Here is a 23,451-nt window from a genome sequence, read left to right on the forward strand (position 1 = left end):
TCATTTTCGAACTAGATATTCAAGGCAAAGCGCTGTTACAGGATCTCAGTTGATATTGTCACTGCCTTGTACTTGTTTTAATTCTTGTCTGCTACATCGAATCATCTGAAGAGATCCTTGCCCTCAAATCAGGTGATGCCAACAAACGCAATGGTTTCTTACTGACACGAACAATCAGGCCTTCCTTTTCCAATTCCCGACAGTAACGCCGAGCACTCTGTTTCGATAGATTCAGCATCTCGGCTGCATCATCGAGGGTAAAGCCTTTCTCATTATCAAACAACTCTTCCTGCATGACTTTAAAGAGCAGATTATCGGCGTGAGAGCTGAGATGCCGCTCCTTGGTAATAATCTGGCAAATTTTGTCTGCATGACTGACGTGGTTGAGTTCAACGGTCAATGCATCATTAAGATTATGCTGAGCTTGCGAAATAAAGTCCAGCATCGTGAGGACGAATGATGTCAGCTCGCCCGCATTGAGCGTATCCTCTGCCTCGGAGAACGCCTTATAATAGACGTTTTTATTCTCGGCAATGATCCTTGCAAGAGACAATACAGTAGGTAATTCCAATGCCTTGCACAAATACAAGGCAAGCAGATATCTTCCTGTTCTGCCATTACCGTCATAGAACGGATGAACATATTCGAAAACGAAATGCGAGACAATGGCGCTCAGAACCCGCGGGAACTCATCCGAATTCGTAAGATACAGCATGCTGGTAAGCATTGAGCTTATCCTTGCCTCACCTGCCACACCACGATGCACAACGCCATGCGGACCAGTGATTTCAACGTCCTCTTTACGGAATATCTCACCGTCTGGCAAATTTTTATCGTCTATCTCGCCTTGCACAGCCTGATCATAAATCATCCGCAAATCCTGAAGCGTCTGTGGCAAATCAGTTTTCTCGTCAGTCAGATTCATATAGAGCTTCGCAAACTCACCAAAACGAACGTTGTTATCTTTCTTATATCCCGACCCACGCGAATCCTCAGAAGCATTCACCATTGCCTTGGCAGACTTCACGGCAAGATCTGCTTCCTTCTTTGTAGAGTGGACTCCTTCCATTTCATTAGTAGCCACCAGCTCTTCAGCGATGAAATTATAGATATAGTTCCACCGCATCACGCCAGGAAGTCTTGACCACAATAATGCGATATCCCGCTCTTCATCCAAAATGGATTCGAGTTTGACGCTCATTTGTCTGGGCACAGCTACAAACAACTCACCTGAATCAGCCATGATTCCAGTGCGAAATGTCGAATCAGCCTCAAGCCTTTGCCTTACTGCCCGCTCATGATTGGATTTAATGTTGGCCGAGCTGTCGGCATGGTACATGCTGGCCAATGTTGGATAACGCTGAGACATATCGACCATGATACACGCTTATTTATAGTTTCTATAAAATAGAGGTGAAATATTTTCATTTACTTCCTATAATTACTATATAAATTATAGTTCCTACCAGTAAACTTCAATTTCTGATTTACCGTTCCTGTCAAAAGTGTAAATTCTCTTAATTCATATCTAATAGCAACACAATAAATACAAATAGGCGGCCAGTACTCACGATACTGGCCGCCTATAGTATTGTATTTATCTTTTAGCGATGGCTTGAACATCCCGCAGAAACGGACAGCTCAAAACATCCCACCGAAGTGAGTATCAGTCCTTGCGGAAGCCCTTCGGGTTCTTGGTCTGCCAGTTCAGCGAGGAGGCAGCCATCTCGTCGATGCCCAGCTCGGCCTTCCAACCCAGCTCGCGCTCGGCCTTGGAGGAATCCGCGTAGCAGGCCGCAATGTCGCCAGGGCGACGGGGCTTGATGACGTAGGGGATCTTGTGGCCGGCGGCCTTCTCATAGGCCTTGATGACCTCGAGAACGGAGTAGCCGTGGCCGGTACCGAGATTGTAGGTGTAGACGCCGGGCTTGGTGATCTTGTCGATCACCGCGACGTGCCCCTTGGCCAGGTCGACCACGTGGATGTAGTCGCGCACGCCGGTGCCGTCCGGGGTCGGATAATCGTCGCCGTAGACCTGGACTTCCTTGAGCTCGCCCAGCGCCACCTTGGCGATGTACGGGGTGAGGTTGGCGGGAATGCCCTTCGGGTCCTCGCCCAAAAGGCCGGAAGCGTGGGCGCCGACCGGGTTGAAGTAACGCAGCAGCACGATCGTCCAGGTATCGTCGGCGACGTAGACATCGCGCAGGATCTGCTCCTGGAAGAGCTTGGAGGTGCCATACGGGTTGGTAGTACCGCCGACAGGGCTCTCCTCGGTGAGCGGCAGGTGCTCGGCCTTGCCGTAAACAGTGGCGGACGAGGAGAAGATGATCTTCTTGACGTTGTGATCACGCATGGTCTTCAGCAGCACCATCGTACCGGTGAGGTTGTTGTCGTAGTACTCGATCGGCTTCGCGACGGACTCGCCCACCGCCTTGAGGCCGGCGAAATGGATGACCCAGTCAACGTCGTTCTCCTCGAAGATGCGGTTCATCAGCTCCTCGTCGCGCACGTCGCCGTCGTAACGCTTGACCTCCTTGCCAGTGATCGTCTTGACGCGATCGAGCGCTTCCGGCACCGAATTAACGTAGTTGTCGACGCTGATGACGTCGTACCCTTTGTTCAACAGCTCAACATCGGTGTGGGTGCCGATATATCCGGCTCCTCCGGTAACCAACACAGTTGTCATTTTTGCTCCTTATTGTGCCGTAACCTAACAAAACATAACATTAGCACACATATAGTACACAGATTTTGTAACAATCTGCAACTTTTCTTTTACCCATACGTTGTCGATGTGGGCTGCAAAGGCCCAACAACAAAGCCCATCGTAGCATTATCAATACCGAACGAATCAAAGTCCAATAGAAAACACCAATCCGTAATCTTCCACCGCGACGCATCAACGACCGATAGCCGTCATTGACCATTCATCGCCATGAGTTGGTCGATGGTGACGAACTCGTAGCCCTGTGCCTTAAGGCCGTCGATGATCCCCGGCAGTGCCGCGATATCCTCGGTACGGTCGCCGCCGCCGTCGTGCATGAGTATCACGGCACCATTGTATGCCTTCGAAAGCGCGGCATTGGAGATCGCCGGGGCACCAGGCATTTTCCAGTCTTTGGTATCAATCGTCCAAATCACGTTGGAATCAATCAACCCATTGGTATAGCGCCACTGATCCGCACCGAAATTGCCGTATGGCGCCCGCAGCATTTTGGTACTGACCCCGGAGGCCGCCTTGATATTCGCGAACCCTTGGGTGATGTCCGCGCGTAGCTGGTCGGGATTCAGCTTCTTCATATCGGGATGCGTATTGCTATGGCTGGCCACCTGATGCCCCTCGGCCACCATACGCTGCTCGAATTGCGGGTATGCAGCCGCACCGGTGCCGATATCGAAGAACGTGGCCTTGACACCTTCCTGTTTCAATATGTCAAGAATCGGTCCGCTGTATTGGCTGGGACCGTCATCGAACGTCAGCGCGATGACCTTGCGGTTCGCGGGCTTGGGCGAGAACGTATCGACGATAAGGTCCTGCGGCTTTTCAACGACGTTTTTGTCCACCTTTTCGCCGGAAGTCTGTCCGGTCCAAATTTCGCTTGCGCCCTCTTTGCCGACCTGCCTGAGCTTCTGGATGACGCCGTGACCGTTGATGACGACATTGAACGGGATCATCGTGCGTTTGGCGGTGTGCTTCTCAGTCACGTCCTTGCCGCTTTTCACGGTTATTTTCGCGTTTGCCGGCAACTTGATCGACTCAAGATTGGCGGGGACTTCGGTTGCGTCCGCCTCGTCATCGTTTTCGTCCTCACCGGCCGCCGCATTGTCTGACTTGTCGGCAGAGCTATCTCCTTTGATTTTTTGGCCATTGAGCGTATACACCACCGGCTTGCCGCCGGTTTCCTTAAGCACCTTGCCCGACAGCGAGAGCAACCTGCCCGGTTTCGCTTCGAAATTGTCGTTGTTCCTCATTAATTCGCCGAGCGTCGTTTCGGAATGCACCTGCTGCTCGACACCATTGACACTCACCGTGATGCGGCCCCAACGCTCGTAGCTCCACACTCCCACGCCGACGGCGGCAAGCACGACGGCCAGCACCACAGCGACGATGATCGAGATGCGGGCCCATTTGGGCAGCTTATGCGGCTTAGCGGTCTTGATGTTCAGCTCTTCAATGACTGGCGCTGCAGACGCGGCATTTTGCTCGGCCGAATCACCGGCCTTTTCGGTCTTGGCGCCGTCGGTAATGCCAGCTTTTTCATCGTCAGAATGGGCGCCGCCATTGGTTTTGGAAACCGTGTCGATATCGACCTTGTTATTCGATTCTTTTACGCCTTCGTCGTGGGGTTCCGGAATGCCCTCATCATCTGTGTCGGCGTCGAGCTGATCGTTATCGTGGACACTGGCTTCTTCATTATGGCAGGTGTCGGTTTTGTCGGCGTGATTTTGATCAGTGTCCACATCACCGTGGCGCTCGGCGCTTCCGTTGTCAACCACACCACCGTGGCTGGCACCATGCTTGGTATCCGGTTTGTCGCCGGGCACAGAATTGGGTTCGGCATTACGCTGAATATCAGCGTTATTAGCCGCCGCAGGCTTCCCGCTTTTCCTGCGCTTCCTGCTTTTACCTTTACGGCTCATTTTTCCTCTCATAACTATAATTATGCACTGCCCTACATACGCTACGATAATCGCAACCCGCCGGAAACGCTACCTACAAATCGGCAGAAACAAAACGATTCGCGGCAATTTTCGGCAACGCCAGTAGCGTTTGTTCCTACTCTTATTGGGACCCGTTTTCATCCATCAATTCCGGAGTATCAAAGTACGTCGAATCACTGGCCCTGTTCCTTGTATTTGGCCTCGGTCGCCGCTTTCGCCGGTCTCCACCAACCCTCGTTATCCGTGTACCACTTGATAGTTTGTTTCAGACCGGATTCGAAATCAGTATGCTGGGGCTTCCAGCCCAGTTCGGTCTCAAGTCTGGTCGGATCGATCGCGTAACGGCGGTCATGGCCTGGTCGGTCGCGCACCCAATCGAACGCATCTTCGGGCTGGCCCATCATGCGCAGAATATCGCGCAGCACATCAAGATTGCTCCGTTCCCCATTCGCGCCAATCAGGTAGGTCTCCCCGATCCTGCCCTCGGTAAGGATGGCCCAGACCGCGCTGGAGTGGTCTTCGGTGTGGATCCAGTCGCGCACGTTCAGACCGTCACCATATAGCTTCGGACGGATGCCATCAAGAATATTGGTGATCTGGCGTGGAATGAACTTCTCGACATGTTGGTACGGGCCGTAGTTGTTGGAGCAGTTCGAGATCGTCGTCTTGAGACCGTAGGTGCGGTGCCAGGCACGAACCAGCATGTCGGCGCTGGCCTTGCTGGCCGAATACGGCGAAGACGGGCGGTACGGAGATTGCGGCGTAAAACGGCCTGGATCGTCAAGCGCGAGGTCGCCATAGACCTCGTCGGTGCTGATCTGGTGGTAATGAAGGTCGTATTTGCGCGCCGCCTCAAGTAGACGGTACGTGCCCACGATGTTGGATTGGATGAATGGCTCGGGGTCGGCGATGGAATTGTCGTTGTGGGACTCGGCCGCGTAATTGACAATGGCATCGTGGCCGGGCACGATCCGGTCAAGCAAATCGGAATCGCAAATATTTCCGTGTATAAATTCGACCTGGCTTTTGGGCAAACCAACAATATTCGCGACATTGCCGGCGTACGTCAACGCGTCCAATACCGTGACATGCGTCTGGGGATGGTTCTTCGCCACCCAGCGCACGAAATTCGAACCGATGAACCCGCAACCGCCGGTGACGATAATATTCCCCGGCGTAAACCGCTCCGTACCCATTACAGAACCGAACCTTTCAAACCAAGCAGACACCGTGCGATTTGCCCGCAGCAACCGCCATGCTCTGTTTTCTGCCAGACCGAAACCGAACGCCTTTCGTCATTACGTATGTATCAACATATCAAGCGAGTAACAATCCGAAACTAACTTGCACACAAATTTACCGATACAGCAGGTACAGGAAGAATGACGACAACGTGACCCCATCAACAATCCCACCCTGCGCGATATAGCATTTAAGATCGGACTCCGTGACCCAACGCATATGCGAAAGTTCCCAATCCGTCTGCGGCCGAGAATCCGCCTGGGTCTGATTACCAGCCCGGTCGCCGGACGACGAACGTTCCCCGCTATCCGCAATTTCCATAGGCACCCGAGCCAAAGCCCTTCGGCGCTCGTCGGCACTCGAAAATTCGATCACCGTGACCGTGACATTGTCGCGCAACACACCGGTATCCGCATGAATGGTTTGCAAAACACGGACCTGTGAGCAATCGGCAAGAATCCCCGTTTCCTCCTGGAACTCACGTACCGAAGTCTCTTGCTCCGTTTCGCCGGGCTCGCCCATGCCTCGCGGAAACTCCCACTCCCACTGCCTCACCGCCGCACGCCAATGACGTGCGACAAGGAAACGCTTGTCGCCATGAGGATTTGCAGAATCATCCAATACCGCGACGCACACCGCCCCCGGCCTGTCATCCTTGACCGAAGCAAAATGAAGCGTCATCCGCTGCCCGGTTCCTTTCACCACCGCATCCACAGCCGTAACAGTGAAATTCGCTCCGCCCTGCTCGCGAAAAACCTGCCGCTCATGGCTCAAAGCCAACGGCACTTCGTCGTCGTGAACCTCGAACGCACGATTGCTCGCATTAGATTCCTCAGCCATACCCACAACCTTCCACTATGGCTAAATACTACGCCTAAACACTATGTCTAAACCGCGGATGCCATACCAAATCCGCATTGATTCACTTTTATTACCAGAATAGCCAACCCACACCGCTTTCAAGTTCAGACAGGCCGAAAACAATGACTTTTGTATGTCCCTCAGCCATCGATGAGGACGGTTTCGCCGCTGGACTTGACTTCTTTCCCCCACCGATAAAGATTGATGAAACTGGGTATCGCCGAAATCATCCAGGACAGGATCACCATGACAACGAGGGGCAGCGCGTCGCTGCGACGGCACATATTCGTCTCGACCACAAATCTCGCGGCTGCGGCACGACGATCGGCAGATTCGTAGCTGGCGATTGTATCGGTAACCTTCTGATCGTCTTTACTGTTTTCGACTAAACCGAACACCCTTTGGCCAACCGCTTCATAAGAATCTTCATCGTAAACGAATCCTTTGGCCGCGGTCTGAACCGGTTCGGATTCGATGACTCGAGCAAATTCTTTCCAGAATGCCGGGCCTTCTTGCTTCCGATATACGATTTCCCCGTGCCTTTCCGCTTCAAGCCATTCCTGCCAGCGCCTCGCCAGAAATTCGAAGCACGACAACGCCTGCGTTGTCCCACTCGAAAGCTCGTCCCATTCCTGCTCGGAAACGCCCGATTGATCGGGAGTAAAGGATTCCTGCTTTCTTAAGGTCCTGACGAGCGCGTGGACCAAGGCCTGCGCAATGGATTTGGAGCTTGCCCTAACCTCCCCCTGGCTTTGAACCAAGTCTGTTAATCGAGATTCATCCGAGTCCAGCGCCCTTGCGTAAAGGTGAGTACCCCAGCCGAGGGAAGCCCGCTTCAAACCAGGCAGCCCAATCAGTCTGCCGTTCAGCGTGCAGTATGTCTTCTCGCTGGTTCCGATATTTTCAAGCTTGCCTGTTTCATCATTCTTCTTGCCACCGGCAATGAAGGAAACCAGACTTTCCGCGAACGTGTCTTTGACCCCGGATACCACCAGTTTCGCGCCGTCTTTATATGAGGTCCCAAGGATGCCGTTGACCGCCTTCGGCCCCAGCACCACGAAAAACACCCCGTCGAAAAGATCGGCGACCGTCACCACGATTTTCGGAGCATACAGATATGCAGTGCGGATGATGCCGGCAAAGCACGATGCGAATTCAGGATACGTATTGAGCAGGTTCTCGCAATTGTTTTCGAAGTCGGATTGCGCCCAAAGGCCAGTGGTTAACGAGTGGGGTTGGGGTGGGACTTGAGTCTTGACATTTTCGCCGGGTCGCTGAGGTTGAGATAAAGCTTGAACCTGGGGGCTTTCACTACGCTGCTGGGATTGAGGAAAATTACCGTCGATACCGGTTTCGCCAGATTCCTGAGACCGAGACGAGACTTCGATCGATTGATTTTCCTTGAGAGATTGGCCGATTGGCGATATTATACCCGCATTAGTTGCATCTGTATTAGTTTTACCGGCATTAGCGACGCCAGCACTGCCCACAACGTCCGGCAACCCATTGGCCGAAATCTCAAGCTTCCCAGCGATCCGCATCCACTGTTTCAGCTGCTCCATAGAGTCGAAATTCGCCACCATCGTGGTTTGCTCAGATTCATTCATAATGCCAAGTCTAGAAGAAATCAAGTAAGTTCAAATACCACGGAGTAAGAAGTGAATAGAAACTCAGACATACTTTTATCACATTCCCGTAGACGTGCTAGCACAATTGAGCATTCTGTTATTTGAAAAAGCAGGAACCGCACGGACTGTTGTCTTCCGGATTCATTCTGCAAGTCACTATGCCAAATGTTGCGATCATACTGCCCTGCCCACTAATAACTCAATAACACCGTTCTAGCAGCCTCAGATTGGAATGAACTATTCAATACGGGCAAAACCAAAATCTAGCATACTCGCTGAAGAAATAAATACCGAAAAACGAAGACAAACGAAGGAAGCCTGTTCCAGCTTTTTGGCCTAGATAATCTGCCAGCAGGCAGACTCTCGGCTTTTAACAGAAATTATCTACTTCGGTTACCAACAACTCTACATAGGGAAGAGACCATATCTCTAAACCCGATTTGCGTAAATTGCTGAGCACCACTACGAAAGCACTGTTTTCTGCAACTAAAAATTAGATCAATTATTGTATTATATTCTATTTATTTATCATTTTTTCTTTAGTGTGTGTAAAATATAAACATTATTTATGGCCTTTGTCCTATTAAAAAGCAGGGAACACAATGCATCAAAGCAAGAACCATTCAACAGTTTCCCGGCGTAATTCCAGTATCGAGTTACTCCGAATTATTGCAATGCTAGCTATACTCGGACATCATTTGTACGTGAGCGGCCTTGGACAGGCAATAGAAACATCTGCAAATAATGTGACCCGTTTCCTTTTCCAAATGACCTTTTTACCAGGCGGATGGGTCGGTGACATTCTTTTTTTCTCAATATCGGCATGGTTTATAGCTGATGAGGTGCCCTCATTAAAGAAAAATGTGACAAGAATCTGGAATCTGGAACGAGAAGTGCTTTTCTGGAGCATTACACTTTTTGCTTTGTCGATATTCCTAAAGACAAAAGGTGTAAATCCACTTCCAGAAAACACTGGCTGGAAAGTCTTTTTACTAAAATCTCTATTGCCAACCTCGACTAGATTGTGGTGGTACGTCACAAGCTATGATTTATTTTTACTTTTTTCGCCATTTATTGTCTCAGGACTAAAACGCATGAAACAACGAAACCATGCTTTACTCGCGCTAATCACCTTCGGACTTTGGGGCGTTGGTACATTGTTTCCACTCTTCACTTTTGATTTTGCTAAGCTATCGGTGTTTACTTTCATCTTCTGGTTCATTTTGATTTCATATTACAGATGGTACATGAAGCCCTTAAGTACCAAAACGTGTTGGCTAATGATTATAAGCGGAGAAATGATCTATCTAATATTTTGGGTTGGATCGTTATTTATTCCTTGGCTACATTCTCAGCAACGATTCATCTTCATTAATACGCAATTACCTCCACTTTTGGTAAGTTTCGGACTTTTCCTTCTATTCGAACGTTTCCATTTTTCAAGCAAGATAATTAATTTTATTGCCCCATCAACGTTCGCTGTGTATTTAATTCATCAACACTCTTCCATAGGAAATTTATTATGGCAAAAGGTCCTTGTCCCTACAACCATTCTAAAGAACGGCCATCCGTTCCTATTTTCCTGTGCGGCTGTCATCGGACTGTTCGTCGTATTCATATTGGCTGATTTTATAAGAAGACTGTTCTTCCATATTACGATTGATCGGCATAAAGATAAGTGGTTGTATCAATTACTCGGTAGCAAGAATTTCAATCGGATTAAACAGTCGTTTATGAAACACACCGCCTCTTCAGGCAACAACTCCCCGCTCCCAAGTACTCAAGCATAGAACAAAGGATGCTCCGCAAAATCAAAAATAAGGGGTCATAATAGACAATTCCTGCGCCAAATACCTGAGCACTCCGCTGCTCCATTAAGCAGTTGAATCGCGACAACCCGATATATCATCATCTAGAGCAGCAGCCTAACTTTTCAACCTATGACTTCAGATATGTCCAAACCAATATTCAAACTATGAATGAGAGAAAAATGATGCTCGTATTTGGTCGGGCAATGAAGCGTAGCTGGCAATTGTTATGAGTAATAAAACTAGGAGCAAAATGATTAAAGAGAGAAGATCTAATTTTGAAGCTTTGCGTCTATTAGCTATTTTCTTCATAACAGTCCATCACTTTATGTATTACGGCATTAATTCTATTAATGGCTATCCGCATGGAGCCAGTAGGACTCTCATGACTATTCTTTTCCTTTCGCAGGGGAAAGTTGGCGTAACTTTATTTTTCTCAATAACTGTATATTTTTTATGCACCTCTGAGGCCTCATTGCATAGAAGTTTTAAAAAAGCGTGGTCCCTGGAAAAGACTTTGTTGTTTTGGTCAATAATTTTAGGTGCGTTCAGTCTCTTCATGGGACTGTATAAAAATCTAAACCAGAAGAATACGATTAAAACTGTTATTTCTTTCTTTTTGCCCACTACATCTAATTGCTGGTGGTTTGTTACCAGCTATATGGGTTTTCTTTTAATTTCGCCTTTCCTGATTAAAGGGATATCCGTCCTACCCCAAAAATGGCATTTAACATTATGCATATTCCTTTTAGGCATCGAATTTGCAAGCCATTTACCAATACTTAAACAATCCGTGGCAGTAACCGGAGGTCTCCTCAACACAGAGTTTATTATTTTATTTGTAGTAATCGCTTATATCAAACGCTTCCATTCTGGTGTTTTTACTAAAAGAACTATCGGTATCCTAGCCCTCCTCATAGGATATTCTTGGATCATAGTACGTGCATTGATGGGGAAACAAGAATTTGGCATATTTGATATTGGTGTGTTATGCGAATCCTTTGGATGGTTCGTTATTTTCAATAACTTACAATTTAGAAGTAAAAGCATTAACTTTTTAGCTTCTCATGTTTTCGCCATCTATCTTATAACCGAATTCCCTGGGTTGAGGATGAGCATCTGGACACACGTCCTGAAACCTGTATCATTCCTATATGGCAGTTGGTGGATGCTACTGTATGGTCTCCTTGCAGTAACAGTAATCTGTTTTATATGTATCGGTTTAGACACCATTAAGAGCTTTCTATTTAAATTTATTTTTGATCGGAATCCAGAACGTTGGTTTGAAATCCTTTGGAATAAAACCAATAGCTTGTTATCCAAATAAAAAAATCTGTGTGCCCCTATTGATATGTCGGAATCGTGTGGACGGGAAGTTAAAGAGGTAGTGTCCGGCAGTTTGCGCAAATTGGGTTTTGGGATTTGATAGGGGGCGTGGCCTCTTGCCTGTGTACGATTTTCAATCGCCAGATCAATAATCGCTGATTGGAAAGCAGGCGGGAACCATGCCCGATAACAGAATCATACAGGTCGACGAGTCCAAGTCCGAGACCGAGCTCGACCGGCTCGTCTCCTCCAAGGTCGAGGAGATCCTGAACGCGATGCTCGACACGGAGACCGACCAGGCCGCCGGCGCCACGCGCTATGAGCGCAGCGGCGGGAGGAAGGCCTACCCGCGCCGGCCATTACGAACGCAGCCTGACGGTGAAGGACGGCAGCATGACCGTCAGAGTGCCGAAGCTGAAGGGTACTGAGTCGGCTGTGATCCAGCGCTACCGCACGCGCGAGTCGAGCGTCGAGGAGGCGCTCATGGAGATGTACTTCAGCGGGGTCAGCACGCGCCGGGTCGACGACATCAGCCAGGCGCCCTGGGGCCGGCCGCATGCCGCCCCAGACGCTCTCGGACGACCTGAAGGGGGTCTACTGGGGCATTGACGCATGGCGGGACAGGCCGTTGGGACGGGCGTTCCCGTACGTGTTCATGGACGGCATCTGGCTGAAACGCTCCTGGGGCGGGAGCATCGAGAACGTGAGTATCCTGGTCACCATCGGCGTCGGCGACGACGGGCGCCGCGAGGTCATCGGTGTGGCGGAGGGCATGAGGGAGGATTCGGCCAGCTGGGAGTCGTTCATCCGGAGCCTCATCGCCCGCAGGCTGACCGGCGTGCGCCTGGCCGTGGGCGACCGCAACCCGGGGCTGGTGCGCGCGGTCGGCGAGCTGTTGCCCGGAGCCCGCTACCAGCGGTGCATGGTCCACTTCCAGCGCAACGTGCTCGCCAAGACGCCTAGGAGGAAACGCAAGCCCGTCGCCGCCAAGCTGAAGGCCGTGTTCGCCATGGAGGACCGCGACAAGACGCTGGCCAAGGCCGAAAGCGTGGCCGCCGAACTCGACTCGATGAGGCTCAAGGAGGCGGCCTCCTGCCTGCGCGAGGGCATCGGCGAGGCGACGACCTACCAGCTGCCCGAATACCCCATGGAGCACTGGCGGCTCATCCGCACCAACAACATGATCGAACGCCCCGACCGCGAGATACGGCGCAGGACAAGGGTGGTCGGCCAGTTCCCCGACGGGCGCAGCGCCCTCCTACTCGTCACCGCGAGGATCCGCCACGTCACCCAGGACTGGCCGGACCGGCGCTACCTGGACATGTCACTGCTCGAACCGATAATGGACAACACGGTCGAAACACCGCACACAGGCAATCAAGGATGAAAACCGAAAGTGCGCAATCCACCGGACGTTATCGTTAAAGATATCCCGCCTCCCCTGTACCTCTTCTCAATACATTTTGACAGACCGCTTGCAGCATGGAAAACTTAAAATCTATTACAAATCATTCATTTTCGAAGCGTTCTTGTCTTCCGATGAAGTTTCAAGAAAAGAGGATATAAATGCAAATCTAGACATAAAACTTTAAGTTTCAGATGACTGTCAAATCGGCTAAAGTAGCTTGACGATAAACCTATTATGGCTTTTTCAACCTCATGATAAAGCGACTTACTATCAGAGTCTGTCAAACTCGGTAAGCATGAAATTAAAAAGAACAACAAGTTAACTGCATAGTTGGGAAAATCTGCGTCGGTATTTTTGCGTTCCGTAATCACTCTCTGCAACATTGAAAATGCACTACGCACTTGTTTGACACTTTTACTATTTGTCAACGAACCGGATCTATTACATTTGTATATATACAAAGGTTCTGACAAATATGCAATCCGTTCAATATGAGGAAGGATCGAGTTCACGAAATTCACATCTTCCAGGAAAAGCACATCACTGGAAAAACGAAAACCTCCCTTTTCAAATATTTCTCTCCTATAAAAAAATCCTGGTGCATAGTTACCTATATGACCGGAATATATCTGGTGCAGGCATCCTTCGCCATTACTCTGCTTGATTTGAGGAAAGGGAAGAGGGTTCATCACAGTCCGAGGTAATAGCTCACCAGTTTGGGAATCAACTGCGCATAAATCAAAAACCACTAAATCACTGTTATGTAATGTAGCGCATTGAACTAATTTTTCAACTGCCGTCAGTCTGATAGTGTCATCTCCATCAAGCAGCATTATGTACTTGCCCCGGGCAGATTCGATGCCTTTGTTCCTAGCAGACGCCAAACCTGCATTGTCTTCATGAATGAGACATATGCGTGAATCTGCTTGCGCCAGCACATTGCATCTTTCGAAAGTGTTGTCAGTAGAACCATCATCAACTATAACAACTTGTAAGTTTTTATATGTTTGATTAGTTGCACTCGCAATGCATTCATCAATATATTCAGCAACATTATATGCTGGAATTACAATGGTAACTAAAGGCGTTTGGTCCATGTTTTGCCTTTCTGCTATTGCTCGGATTTAGTCAAATAATAGAAACAATCAAATTTTTATGGTTTCAATCTAACCATTAATGTAGGCTATGATGCAATTTCTTCATACCATTCACAAAGTGACTGGGCGCTGTCTCGAATTTCATAACCCGCTTTTTGGAAATGGTCCAAATCAGCAACTTGGCGATTCCCCGTTTTTACCTGATCAACAGTATCAATCCAAGTATCAATATCATTATCAAGAGAAAGTCTATGAATCAAATTCGGGCAAATATCCACCTCATCACTGACTACATCAGACATGATAACCGGCAATCCAGCAGCCTGTGCTTCGACAACAGTCAAAGGTAAACCTTCATATCTAGAAGGAAACAGTAGCGCATCAAACGCCTGATACAAACGTTCAACATCATTGCGTTGCCCCAACAGATGCACATTCTGTCCAAGTTGTAGTTCTTGTATCTTGGTTTCAATTTGAGACCGTAATTCTCCATCACCCACAAAAAACAGCTGCGCATCAGGATGCCACTTCACTACACCTTTCATGACCTCAAGCGCAAAAAGATGGTTTTTGGGATAACAAAATCTGCCCACTTGCCCCAAGGCAAGCTGACCTTCCTTCAGATTCAACGACTTACGTATTTCTTCTCTAATCGATAAATCATATGAATATCTGTCCACGTCAATGGCATTCTTGATAAAAAATACTTTATGGTTGTCCACGGCTTTTTCCCCAAAAAGCCACCGAGCAGTAGCTGGCGTGCAAGCCGCCAAATGTGTTGGAAAGACCTTCGAAAAAGGACGAAGAATATCTTTCAACACTGTACGCAGCCCTTCTTGCATGACTCCAATACTGTGATTATGAGCAATACGCACAGGAACTCCTGCCTTTTTTGCTGCCCCAAGAGGAAATACACTGAGTGCATTGAGGTTGGAATGCACAATATCCGGCTTTTGTTGGGCAAATAGCTGTTCGCAAGATCGCAAATATTGAGGTAAACGCTTGTACGGAGGAACGACGAAAACATTTCCGCCTAGCTCCTGAATCTCTTGACGCGGCACGACTGTGGAATCTTCGTCAATAACAAAATCAAATTGAACTTTTGATTTATCAATAAAATGATAATGGTTCATAATGGTCGCTTCCACACCACCACCGGCCATATGACCCATAACCTGCATAACGCGAATTGGCGCATTCTTCATAATCACTTACTCACAATCTATGAACCAGTTATTCATTTTAAGCTTGCCATCCTTTATAAGGTTATGCCCTGCTGACAGAATCCAAGTAGTACTTTTGCAACTTTGGAGCCTCAACATTTATATCAAAACCAGTATCACTCAGATTTACCAGTCCTCTGGCTTCCTCATCAGTCTTGACAGCGAATCGCATAATCGTTTTTGACCACTCATCAAGAGGGCTTGATAACGGAACAAACTCAATCCTCCCCGTCACATCAGATTCCGATGAAACAACATCAGAAACCACACACGGCAAGCCACTAGCCTGCGCTTCTACCAGTGCCAATGGAAGACCCTCATGCAATGAAGGCATAACAAAAACGTCCATTGCCTGGAGAAAATCCCACGAATCGGAAACGATTCCTGTGAACCTGACCGCATTGCTAAGCCCCAGTTTCTTTACCTTTGTTTCAAGCTCCTTATGCAAATCACCGTCTCCGACTAAAAGAAGAGAAGTATTTGGATGATGCTTATGGATTTCTGAAAAAACGTCCAAGAGAAAAGTTTGATTTTTTTGGACGGCAAATCGTCCAACATTACCTATCACGAATTCGTCATCCGGAATTGAAAGCATGGCTCTCATACTTTTTCTTCTAGTGTCAGAGTACTGATATTGTTGAAGATCAATCGCGTTTTTGATTGTACTTATTTTGCCGCTTTGCATCAGTTTTTTACCGTATAACCAATTTCCGGCACTTTGCGAACATGAAAAACCTTGGGTCATATAGGGTGGAAGACGCTTTTTAAAGTAATAACGCATTGGAGTTTTTAGATCAAATCCCGGATATTCATTATGTGCATGTGCAATCCTTACCGGTACATGCATTTTTGATGCAACTTTTAGCGGGAAATAACTTCGCTCTTCAAGGTTGGAATGAATGATACGATATTCAGGATGTGCTTCCAAAAACTCTTTGAATTCATGTTTGTAGCGAGAAAAATACTGTGGATACATAGGACACATACGAAAAATCCTACCGCCCAAATGCTTAATCTCGTCTTCGTAATCCCCGGGCTCCTGCCGATTAACCATGAAATCATATTGCACTTTCGTCCGGTCAAAATGACGATAATAATTCATAGACATAGTCTCAGCGCCACCGCGGTCCATCTTGGTGATTAGCACCAACACACGTTCAGGATTACTCAATTTACTTCCCTCCAGCGCCAATGAACTTTGCATAATTACAGCTTTCCTAATTCTACAAAGTCCTCAGACTTACCACAATTTAATACTTAAACATAAAATACAGCCATAAGTATTTCCGAAAAATCTTATGAATTTTCTCTCCGGAACATACTCTACGGAATCGGTGAGATTCTTTAAGAGTCCATTCCGCTGTTGGGAAAGGGTTCATTCTATATTGACCATATACTATCCGGTGATTTGCTGAAATATAAGAAACCCGAATGCAGCACAATTTCCGTGTCGGTTTCGAAAACCACCTGACACAAATCACTACTTCAAAAGCAAAGTAATCGGTTTATAAAATCCATGAGCACTAAGCTTCACTAAGAGTAACTTTATGCGATTCTTCCATGAAAGATTATTCAAAGATACGTTTTCCAGGGATTTATACAAACCACTCTTCAAGATTACCTTTGAATTAATGCAGTTTCCTTGCATTTGATTCCTTATTTCTTCTCTAACTACGTATACACCGAAGCGAACATATAAATTTTTATACAACTCATTCAAACCCCATGCAGAAATATCTTGTTTGACAGCGTTTACCGCTTTCATATCATTAAAGAATCTATCAGCCCTATAACTTGACCTCACAGAACCTGGCCTATTCAAGGAATAGCGATAACCTATATCCTTAATTGCTGCAGAACGTTTCATATTACGGTATAATTCCCAACTGAAAACTGCATCCTGCCCTGCCCGCATTTTGGGGAAAAGAAGCCCATTCTCTGTCAGATAGCTTTTTCTAATTATCTTATTCCAAACAGAATTTGCGCTCATATTGTTACAAACTGATTTCAAAAGTCTGGTACGGAACTCTTCAGAATCTGCTGAGAACATTTCCTCAGGCATAGTACAAGAAGTTTCTGACCCATCGTTCATATCTTTTTGAATGTATCCGAAAAAGAGTAAATCTAATTTTTTTTGGTCCATAAGTGACAAACTTCTTATAAATGGATCTCCAATAAGTTCATCATCAGGATCCATGAAATAAACATATTCACCGGCAGCAGCTCGCAACCCGCAATTCCTTGCCGGCCCGGATCCTTGATTCTTCGTAGTAATCATTCGAAAACGAGAATCAGGTCGCTGACTCTCAAAGACCTTACTCGTCTTATCCGTCGAGCCATCATTGACGAAAATAACTTCATAATCGCTAAAAGACAAATTCAAAATGGAACGAATACAACGTGCGATATATTTTTCAACATTATAAGTCGGAAGAACTATACTTAGCTTGGGACTCGTTATCAATTCGTTGTCACTCCTGCCGTCTGAGCAACACATCGTAGAGCTACAGACAAGAAACATTTTGTATGGTTTACTAATTGAGATTATTGCATGAAGTCTGGAAAATTATAATTATAAGATATATTTGTGATATTAATTATGAAATTTTTCAATATCTGCCATAATAACTAAAATTAAAAACTAACGGAAAGAAAGGTGCTTTAGGAACTTGAAAACAAAAAGGGAACCACGCATTCGATCGGTGAAGTTTAATGTTTTAATGAACATGATTGTAGTAACCTCTTCTTTTCTGTTTCCGTTAATTACGGTTCCATATGTTTCTCGAGTTCTCTCCCCGAAGGGAATGGGTGCAGTTAGCTGGGCTCAAAGCATACTAAATTATTTTTCAATTGTTGCACTTTTAGGCATACCATCGTATGGAATTCGAGAATGCGCAAAGGTTCGAAATGATAATGAAAAATTAAGCCAAACCGTTCAAGAATTACTGACTATCCTACTGATCTCCACTTCAGTAGTATATGCTGCTTTTCTTGCTGCTGTTTTCTTTATTCCTCGCATGAGACAAGATGCTCCAACGATGTTTATCTTCAGCATAGGTATATGGCTCTCTGCTTGTGGAGTTGAGTGGTTCTATCAAGCCATAGAACAATATGCGTATATCACCGTAAGAAACGTAGCCATGAAGTTAGTCAGCTTAATACTGATGTTTCTACTCATCCACTCTGTCTCTGATTATCGCATTTATGCAATCATTCTCGTTATCGGTTCCTATGGATCGAACATCATTAATGTTTTGAGACTCCATAAATTTGTTACTTTCAAGAAAAGAAAACTGAATTTACGCAGGCACTTTAAACCAATGGTCTCATTTGCCATTTCGAAAATTTCTTCTGGCCTATATGCGCAAATGGATATTGTACTCGTTGGCTTCATGTGCACCAACACCGCTGTCGGACTCTACCAGCTTGTAGTAAAAATCAAAAACCTATCTGTTGTCGCTGTAAACTCGGTAAGTGATGTAATGTTACCGAGGCTTTCATATTACAAGTCAAACGCAGACGAAACAAAACTAGCAGACTTAATGGCCAAAAATCTAAATTTTCTGATGATTTTAGGACTGTTTTTGCTATCAATCATTTCTGTATGTTCTAAACCACTGATACTGGTAATCGCAGGATCCCAGTATGTAGAAGCGACGAAAGCTTTAATAGTGGTTTCACCAGTAATCCTTTTTTCCGCATTGAACTCTTTACTGTCACAATTCCTTATTGTTCAAGGACGAGAAAAAGTATATGCCATCATCAATTTTTTGGGTCTTGTGTCCAGCATCATCACTGGCCTGCTTTTAATTCCCCGTTTTAATATCATCGGCGCAGCTTTAAGTATAACTCTATCTGAATCTATTACCTTAATTATCAGAATCATAGCGACTCGCCGACTTCTGCTCAATTTAAATGGAAAATTTGACTTTCTAAAAATTATCGGCGCCTTTGCTTTGTCTCTTGCCGCACTATTTATCATTCGTCCCATTGTGCAACAGCAACTCAATATTGTTCAAATTGTAATATATACACTAGTATATTTATGTATTGATTTATTCAGCCTGTTGCTTATGAAAGAGAACTTTATTACCACTACTTTAAAGCGATAATACACCAGACCACGTCTCGTGGTGTTTCCACGGACTGGCGACTTACCATGCCACGAGTGGTAACACGAATTTGCACGCATCCGGTCTGCTATTAGTGCTTGGCTATCTGCTCATCCCTTCAATTGGTTTTTAGCTTCATCCATACCCGCATAAAAGGTTGAATGGAATGCGTATTTGAATTAGGCCTCGAACAGCCTTCTGCTATATGGCAAAACTGTTCGAGGCCTAATTCAGAGGTTTTGAACACCCCACCTAATGCTCTCTCAATTATCAGTGCTAACTTCGGACATATCTTATCTAACTCGTATGCCTATAAAGTAATACAGTAAGCTAAACAAGCTATCATAAACCAGTATCTTTGGGTCCGACGTCATGCCTTTTAGAGTAAATCACTGATTCCTTTCAAGATCACGGGTATAAACCTTATCATTAACGTCTTTAAGGTCATCGTTCCAACGATTGGCGACAATAAGATCACACCGTTTTTTAAAGTCATCAAGATCATGGGTAACCTCACTACCAAAGAAATCGGGTGCATCAAGCGTGGGCTCATAAACAAGCACAGTAATACCCTTTGCCTTGATTCGCTTCATGACACCCTGAATTGAAGACTGACGATAATTATCAGATCCGCGTTTCATGGTAAGGCGATAAACGCCGATAACCGGCTTAGCGATGCCTTCCACAAGCTTGATTGCCTCTTCAGCGATAAAATCTTTACGCGTACGGTTGGATTCGACAATAGCCGCAATGAGATTCTGCGGAACCTTATCAAAATTAGCGAGCAACTGTTTACTGTCTTTCGGCAAGCAGTAACCACCATAACCAAAACTGGGGTCATTATAATGCGATCCGATTCTGGGATCCATGCCCACCCCCTTGATGATGGCGGACGTGTCCAGCCCACGAACCTCGGCATAAGTGTCAAGCTCATTGAAATAGGCCACCCGCAAGGCGAGATAGGTATTCGCAAACAACTTGATTGCTTCTGCCTCGGTACACCCAACTACAAGCTTCTGAATGCCCTTGGAACCATCATGATTGATGCGGGAGTGCTCTTCGGGTGCAGCTCCCTCATCAAGCAGATCGGCGAATTTTTCAGCGGCACCAACAGCCTGTTTATCGTCCCGGGGAGCACCGACAACAATTCGTGTGGGATGCAGATTATCGTAGAGTGCCGTACTCTCACGAAGAAATTCTGGAGAGAAGATAATGTGATTATCACCAAAACTCTCCCTTATCCCATCTGTATATCCCACGGGGACGGTAGATTTGACAACGATCCAAGCAGTGTTATTGACCTTACGCACAGCACGGATAGCGTCCTCAACACTTGAGGTATCAAAATAATTTTTCTGTGGATCATAATTAGTTGGTGTTGCAATCACAACGTATTCGGCATCGGAATATGCCTGATTGGTATCAAGAGTGGCCACAAAATTCAAAGGCCGTTCTCCGGAATCGTTCTTTGTAAGGAAATCGCTAATCTCATTATCGACGATTGGGCTTACACCATGGTTAAGTAGTTCAACTTTTCTAGGAATGATATCGACTGCTGTCACTTCATTGTGCTGAGCTAGCAACAATGCAACCGACAACCCAACATATCCAGTTCCGGCTACTGCGATTTTCATAAGAACCTTTCTTTAAAATAATTTAGACATTTTTAGTATATCTCCCTACTTAGAAAGAAAGCTTCTTCTGATATTTCCAAGCTCAATATGCCTACGCTCAGTGACCGACAGGTAATTTGGCATATAAATAAGTAAGAAAGGGGCAAAAAAATAAACATCAAGATAAAAGTTCGGTTACTCAAAACATCTAGCTTAAAGAATGAACGCTATTCCCCATATAACTGGGTAATTCACGGCCGAGACGATGAGCACCATCAAAAAATAAACAGAGTTTTTAAGACTGACCTATATTGAATCGTCAACTAGTTCCCTGGCGAGTTGCGGATCACTCATACCCTCATGGCCTACGTCCAGCATCGGCCCGACTGGGACCACATGGGCACGTCTCACTGATCGAACTCAGAATCGAAGGATCCGTATACAGGCAACCGGTATTAGAAACCAAAGGCGCACAACTTACCGGACATTATTACTTCGTATTTTCATCGAAATCTTTTTAAAAAGTCTTAGTCTTTCAGACTTGTTTAAGAGCATTAATAATGTAATAGCTAAAGCAACACAGGCATAAAAAATACAGGCCAATATTAATGAAATCCAGTTGGTGACAGATATTCTGAAAAAGAATTTGAAACTATAAACTACAAATACCGAAACTAACAAAGCAATGACATATTGAAAATAAATCGAATAAAAAGTTAAGACATTGACTTCAAGTTCACGTGCTGCATACATAGGAACGAAAAAAATATTTGCAATTATTTCTATAACTGTTGGGACAAGTGCAACAGCATAGATATCTAGATTAGTTATTTTTAATAGAAGAAGAGTTACCGGTAATGAAAGTAGACTGAATAATAACCATACAATAGAGTAAAGCTTTAATCGATTAACAATCAAAGGAACATTTTGCAAAGTAGAAGCTGCGCCCGAAACCAAAAAGCCAGATAAAGTAATAAGCATTAATGAATAAAGCATTCTTGTATCTTGATGAGGCTGCCACAAAACAAAAAAATCTTTACCAACTATAAGGGATGTAACAATAATTGGTACAGCAAAAAAACCGCACGTCTTCATCCCCAGCCTTAGTTCTGCAATCAATTCTTTTTTCTTGCCTTGTGCATAGTATTGCGTCTGATTTGGATAAAAAAGACTCGACACGCTACCGAATAACGTCAATATCATATTCGGTACAGTTTGCGCAATCGACATCATTCCCATCTTGTATGGGCTTATTGCCAAATTCGCAACCAAAAGCTTTAGTCCAAAGGAAATCACTTGCTGAAGCTTAATTATTACATTCCAAATTCCTGATGCCAACATCTCTTTAACGGTTTTCCAAGAAACCATTGTTTTATGGAACTTTAATTCAGGCGTAAGTTTCTGGGTATAAAAATAGTTTAAAATTACCGATACTATAGTGCCAAGAACAGCCGCAAAGCTTACGTATGCTACAAATGGTGGGAAAAAACCAAAACAAATAAGCATGACTAGCACTCTGACGATGCTGAATAATGCGTTAGCTATACTGGACAGATACAATTTATTGGTAATAAAAGTCGCAACTGTTAGTACGGTTGATACACTCGTTATTACAAATTGAATAAAAATAAAAAGAAAAAGAAGCTTTACATCATTAATTAAATGCGGTGAAATGTTGATGATTTTATCTAGATCAGCGATCAAAGGCAACGCCACTAAAATAAGGATTACTGCAATAAGACAATCCGCTGCCAGAGTAGAGGAAAAATAGCGATCGGCTCTTTTCTTGTCCCCTTGATGATAAGCCACGGTTATGAATCGCCCTGCAACTGAATCTAAAGCCACCGTCAGCAACGAAGCATAGTTAATAACATTATTGGCAAGACCAACATAGCCATATGCCTCAGCCCCTAGCTTATTAACGATGAAGGGTGTCAGGCAGAAACCGATACCCAAGTTGATTGCGAATTGAATCAAGCTAGCAACCATATTGATTGCCAACATATGTTTATCCTTCATATCACCTTCAGCGAGTATCAATCCATTATCTATTGTTTTAGAATACTTTTTTATCACTTTATGTTTTTATACAATACTGTTTTTGCCTTGAACTTAATAATTAATATATAATGGTCGCTAACGGTGTCTAATAGCTTTGTATCACTGTTGTCTAGTTAACTGACTTAGGCTGTCGAGCGCCTGAACGAAACAAGGCAATCTTCTCATTGAGTATTATCTGGACAAAAGTAATCTGGGACAGGTTGGCTATAAAGATACTGGACAATGTAGCAGGGACCGGAAGAACACAGAAACCATAATTGCCACCCCATCTCCTCCACCAAATCGCTCCTTAGAGAGTTCAAGCACCCCTGTGTGCAAGGACGGCAAACCTGCCAAGGAAATCCAGAAAAATGATCCACCACACTCAAATCTGCACCCGTCGATCAAGGGCATCTACGCAAACAGAATGC

At 45.7% G+C, this 23,451-nt stretch carries 15 protein-coding genes and 1 pseudogene; 4 read left to right on the forward strand and 12 right to left on the reverse strand.

What is annotated here, in order from left to right; translation table 11 throughout:
- Positions 1–91: 91 nt before the first annotated feature.
- The 6 genes from PT275_RS05600 to PT275_RS05625 all read right to left on the reverse strand — a co-directional run bounded on the left by PT275_RS05600 (position 92) and on the right by PT275_RS05625 (position 8,372).
- On the reverse strand, positions 92–1,378 hold the full coding sequence (locus tag PT275_RS05600) for a Fic family protein (protein WP_277153106.1): 1,287 nt from the start codon (positions 1,376–1,378) through the stop codon (positions 92–94).
- Positions 1,379–1,666: 288 nt separating this feature from the next.
- Entirely contained in the window at positions 1,667–2,686 is a 1,020-nt protein-coding gene (galE, locus tag PT275_RS05605; protein ID WP_277153108.1) for a UDP-glucose 4-epimerase GalE, read from the reverse strand.
- Positions 2,687–2,916: 230 nt separating this feature from the next.
- Positions 2,917–4,653: a polysaccharide deacetylase family protein gene (locus PT275_RS05610; protein ID WP_277153110.1), complete on the reverse strand. Its 1,737-nt coding sequence runs from the start codon at positions 4,651–4,653 to the stop codon at positions 2,917–2,919.
- A gap of 182 nt (positions 4,654–4,835) precedes the next feature.
- Positions 4,836–5,858 carry a dTDP-glucose 4,6-dehydratase gene (gene rfbB, locus PT275_RS05615; RefSeq protein WP_277153112.1) on the reverse strand — a complete coding sequence of 341 codons (1,023 nt, stop codon included), beginning with the start codon at positions 5,856–5,858 and terminating at the stop codon, positions 4,836–4,838.
- A 160-nt stretch (positions 5,859–6,018) separates the two neighbouring features.
- On the reverse strand, positions 6,019–6,744 hold the full coding sequence (locus PT275_RS05620; protein ID WP_277153114.1) for an NUDIX domain-containing protein: 726 nt from the start codon (positions 6,742–6,744) through the stop codon (positions 6,019–6,021).
- Between the two features lie 161 nt (positions 6,745–6,905).
- Complete coding sequence (locus tag PT275_RS05625) at positions 6,906–8,372, reverse strand: hypothetical protein (RefSeq protein ID WP_277153116.1); 1,467 nt, start codon at positions 8,370–8,372, stop codon at positions 6,906–6,908.
- Positions 8,373–8,995: 623 nt separating this feature from the next.
- Here PT275_RS05625 and PT275_RS05630 point away from each other — a divergent pair.
- The 3 genes and pseudogenes from PT275_RS05630 to PT275_RS05640 all read left to right on the forward strand — a co-directional run bounded on the left by PT275_RS05630 (position 8,996) and on the right by PT275_RS05640 (position 12,914).
- A complete protein-coding gene (locus tag PT275_RS05630) occupies positions 8,996–10,183 on the forward strand; it encodes an acyltransferase (protein ID WP_277153118.1) in 1,188 nt (395 codons plus the stop codon).
- A gap of 271 nt (positions 10,184–10,454) precedes the next feature.
- Positions 10,455–11,528 (forward strand): acyltransferase, encoded by a 1,074-nt coding sequence (locus PT275_RS05635; RefSeq protein WP_277153120.1) that lies wholly within the window; start codon positions 10,455–10,457, stop codon positions 11,526–11,528.
- A 178-nt stretch (positions 11,529–11,706) separates the two neighbouring features.
- Positions 11,707–12,914: pseudogene (locus PT275_RS05640) on the forward strand (IS256 family transposase).
- A gap of 125 nt (positions 12,915–13,039) precedes the next feature.
- On the opposite strand, the gene PT275_RS05645 reads toward PT275_RS05640, so the two are convergent.
- The 4 genes from PT275_RS05645 to PT275_RS05660 all read right to left on the reverse strand — a co-directional run bounded on the left by PT275_RS05645 (position 13,040) and on the right by PT275_RS05660 (position 17,776).
- Positions 13,040–14,032 carry a glycosyltransferase family 2 protein gene (locus PT275_RS05645; RefSeq protein WP_277153122.1) on the reverse strand — a complete coding sequence of 331 codons (993 nt, stop codon included), beginning with the start codon at positions 14,030–14,032 and terminating at the stop codon, positions 13,040–13,042.
- Between the two features lie 86 nt (positions 14,033–14,118).
- Positions 14,119–15,237: a glycosyltransferase family 1 protein gene (locus PT275_RS05650; RefSeq protein ID WP_277153124.1), complete on the reverse strand. Its 1,119-nt coding sequence runs from the start codon at positions 15,235–15,237 to the stop codon at positions 14,119–14,121.
- A 61-nt stretch (positions 15,238–15,298) separates the two neighbouring features.
- Positions 15,299–16,459, reverse strand: coding sequence for a glycosyltransferase family 1 protein (locus tag PT275_RS05655; RefSeq protein ID WP_277153126.1), 1,161 nt, complete (start codon positions 16,457–16,459; stop codon positions 15,299–15,301).
- Positions 16,460–16,735: 276 nt separating this feature from the next.
- Positions 16,736–17,776 (reverse strand): glycosyltransferase family 2 protein, encoded by a 1,041-nt coding sequence (locus tag PT275_RS05660; protein ID WP_348519508.1) that lies wholly within the window; start codon positions 17,774–17,776, stop codon positions 16,736–16,738.
- 148 nt (positions 17,777–17,924) lie between these two features.
- Between PT275_RS05660 and PT275_RS05665 the strand changes: the two genes are divergently transcribed.
- Positions 17,925–19,367 carry a flippase gene (locus PT275_RS05665; protein ID WP_277153129.1) on the forward strand — a complete coding sequence of 481 codons (1,443 nt, stop codon included), beginning with the start codon at positions 17,925–17,927 and terminating at the stop codon, positions 19,365–19,367.
- Between the two features lie 389 nt (positions 19,368–19,756).
- Here PT275_RS05665 and PT275_RS05670 read toward each other — a convergent pair whose 3' ends face one another.
- Both PT275_RS05670 and PT275_RS05675 read right to left on the reverse strand, forming a co-directional pair.
- The gene (locus PT275_RS05670; RefSeq protein WP_277153131.1) at positions 19,757–21,001 is read right to left on the reverse strand and encodes a nucleotide sugar dehydrogenase; all 1,245 of its coding nucleotides are present in this window, start codon (positions 20,999–21,001) and stop codon (positions 19,757–19,759) included.
- Positions 21,002–21,457: 456 nt separating this feature from the next.
- Positions 21,458–22,999, reverse strand: coding sequence for an MATE family efflux transporter (locus tag PT275_RS05675; RefSeq protein WP_277153133.1), 1,542 nt, complete (start codon positions 22,997–22,999; stop codon positions 21,458–21,460).
- Between the last annotated feature and the right edge of the window lie 452 nt (positions 23,000–23,451).

Source organism: Bifidobacterium sp. ESL0745 (assembly GCF_029433335.1).
In the GTDB taxonomy this organism is placed as follows: domain Bacteria; phylum Actinomycetota; class Actinomycetes; order Actinomycetales; family Bifidobacteriaceae; genus Bifidobacterium.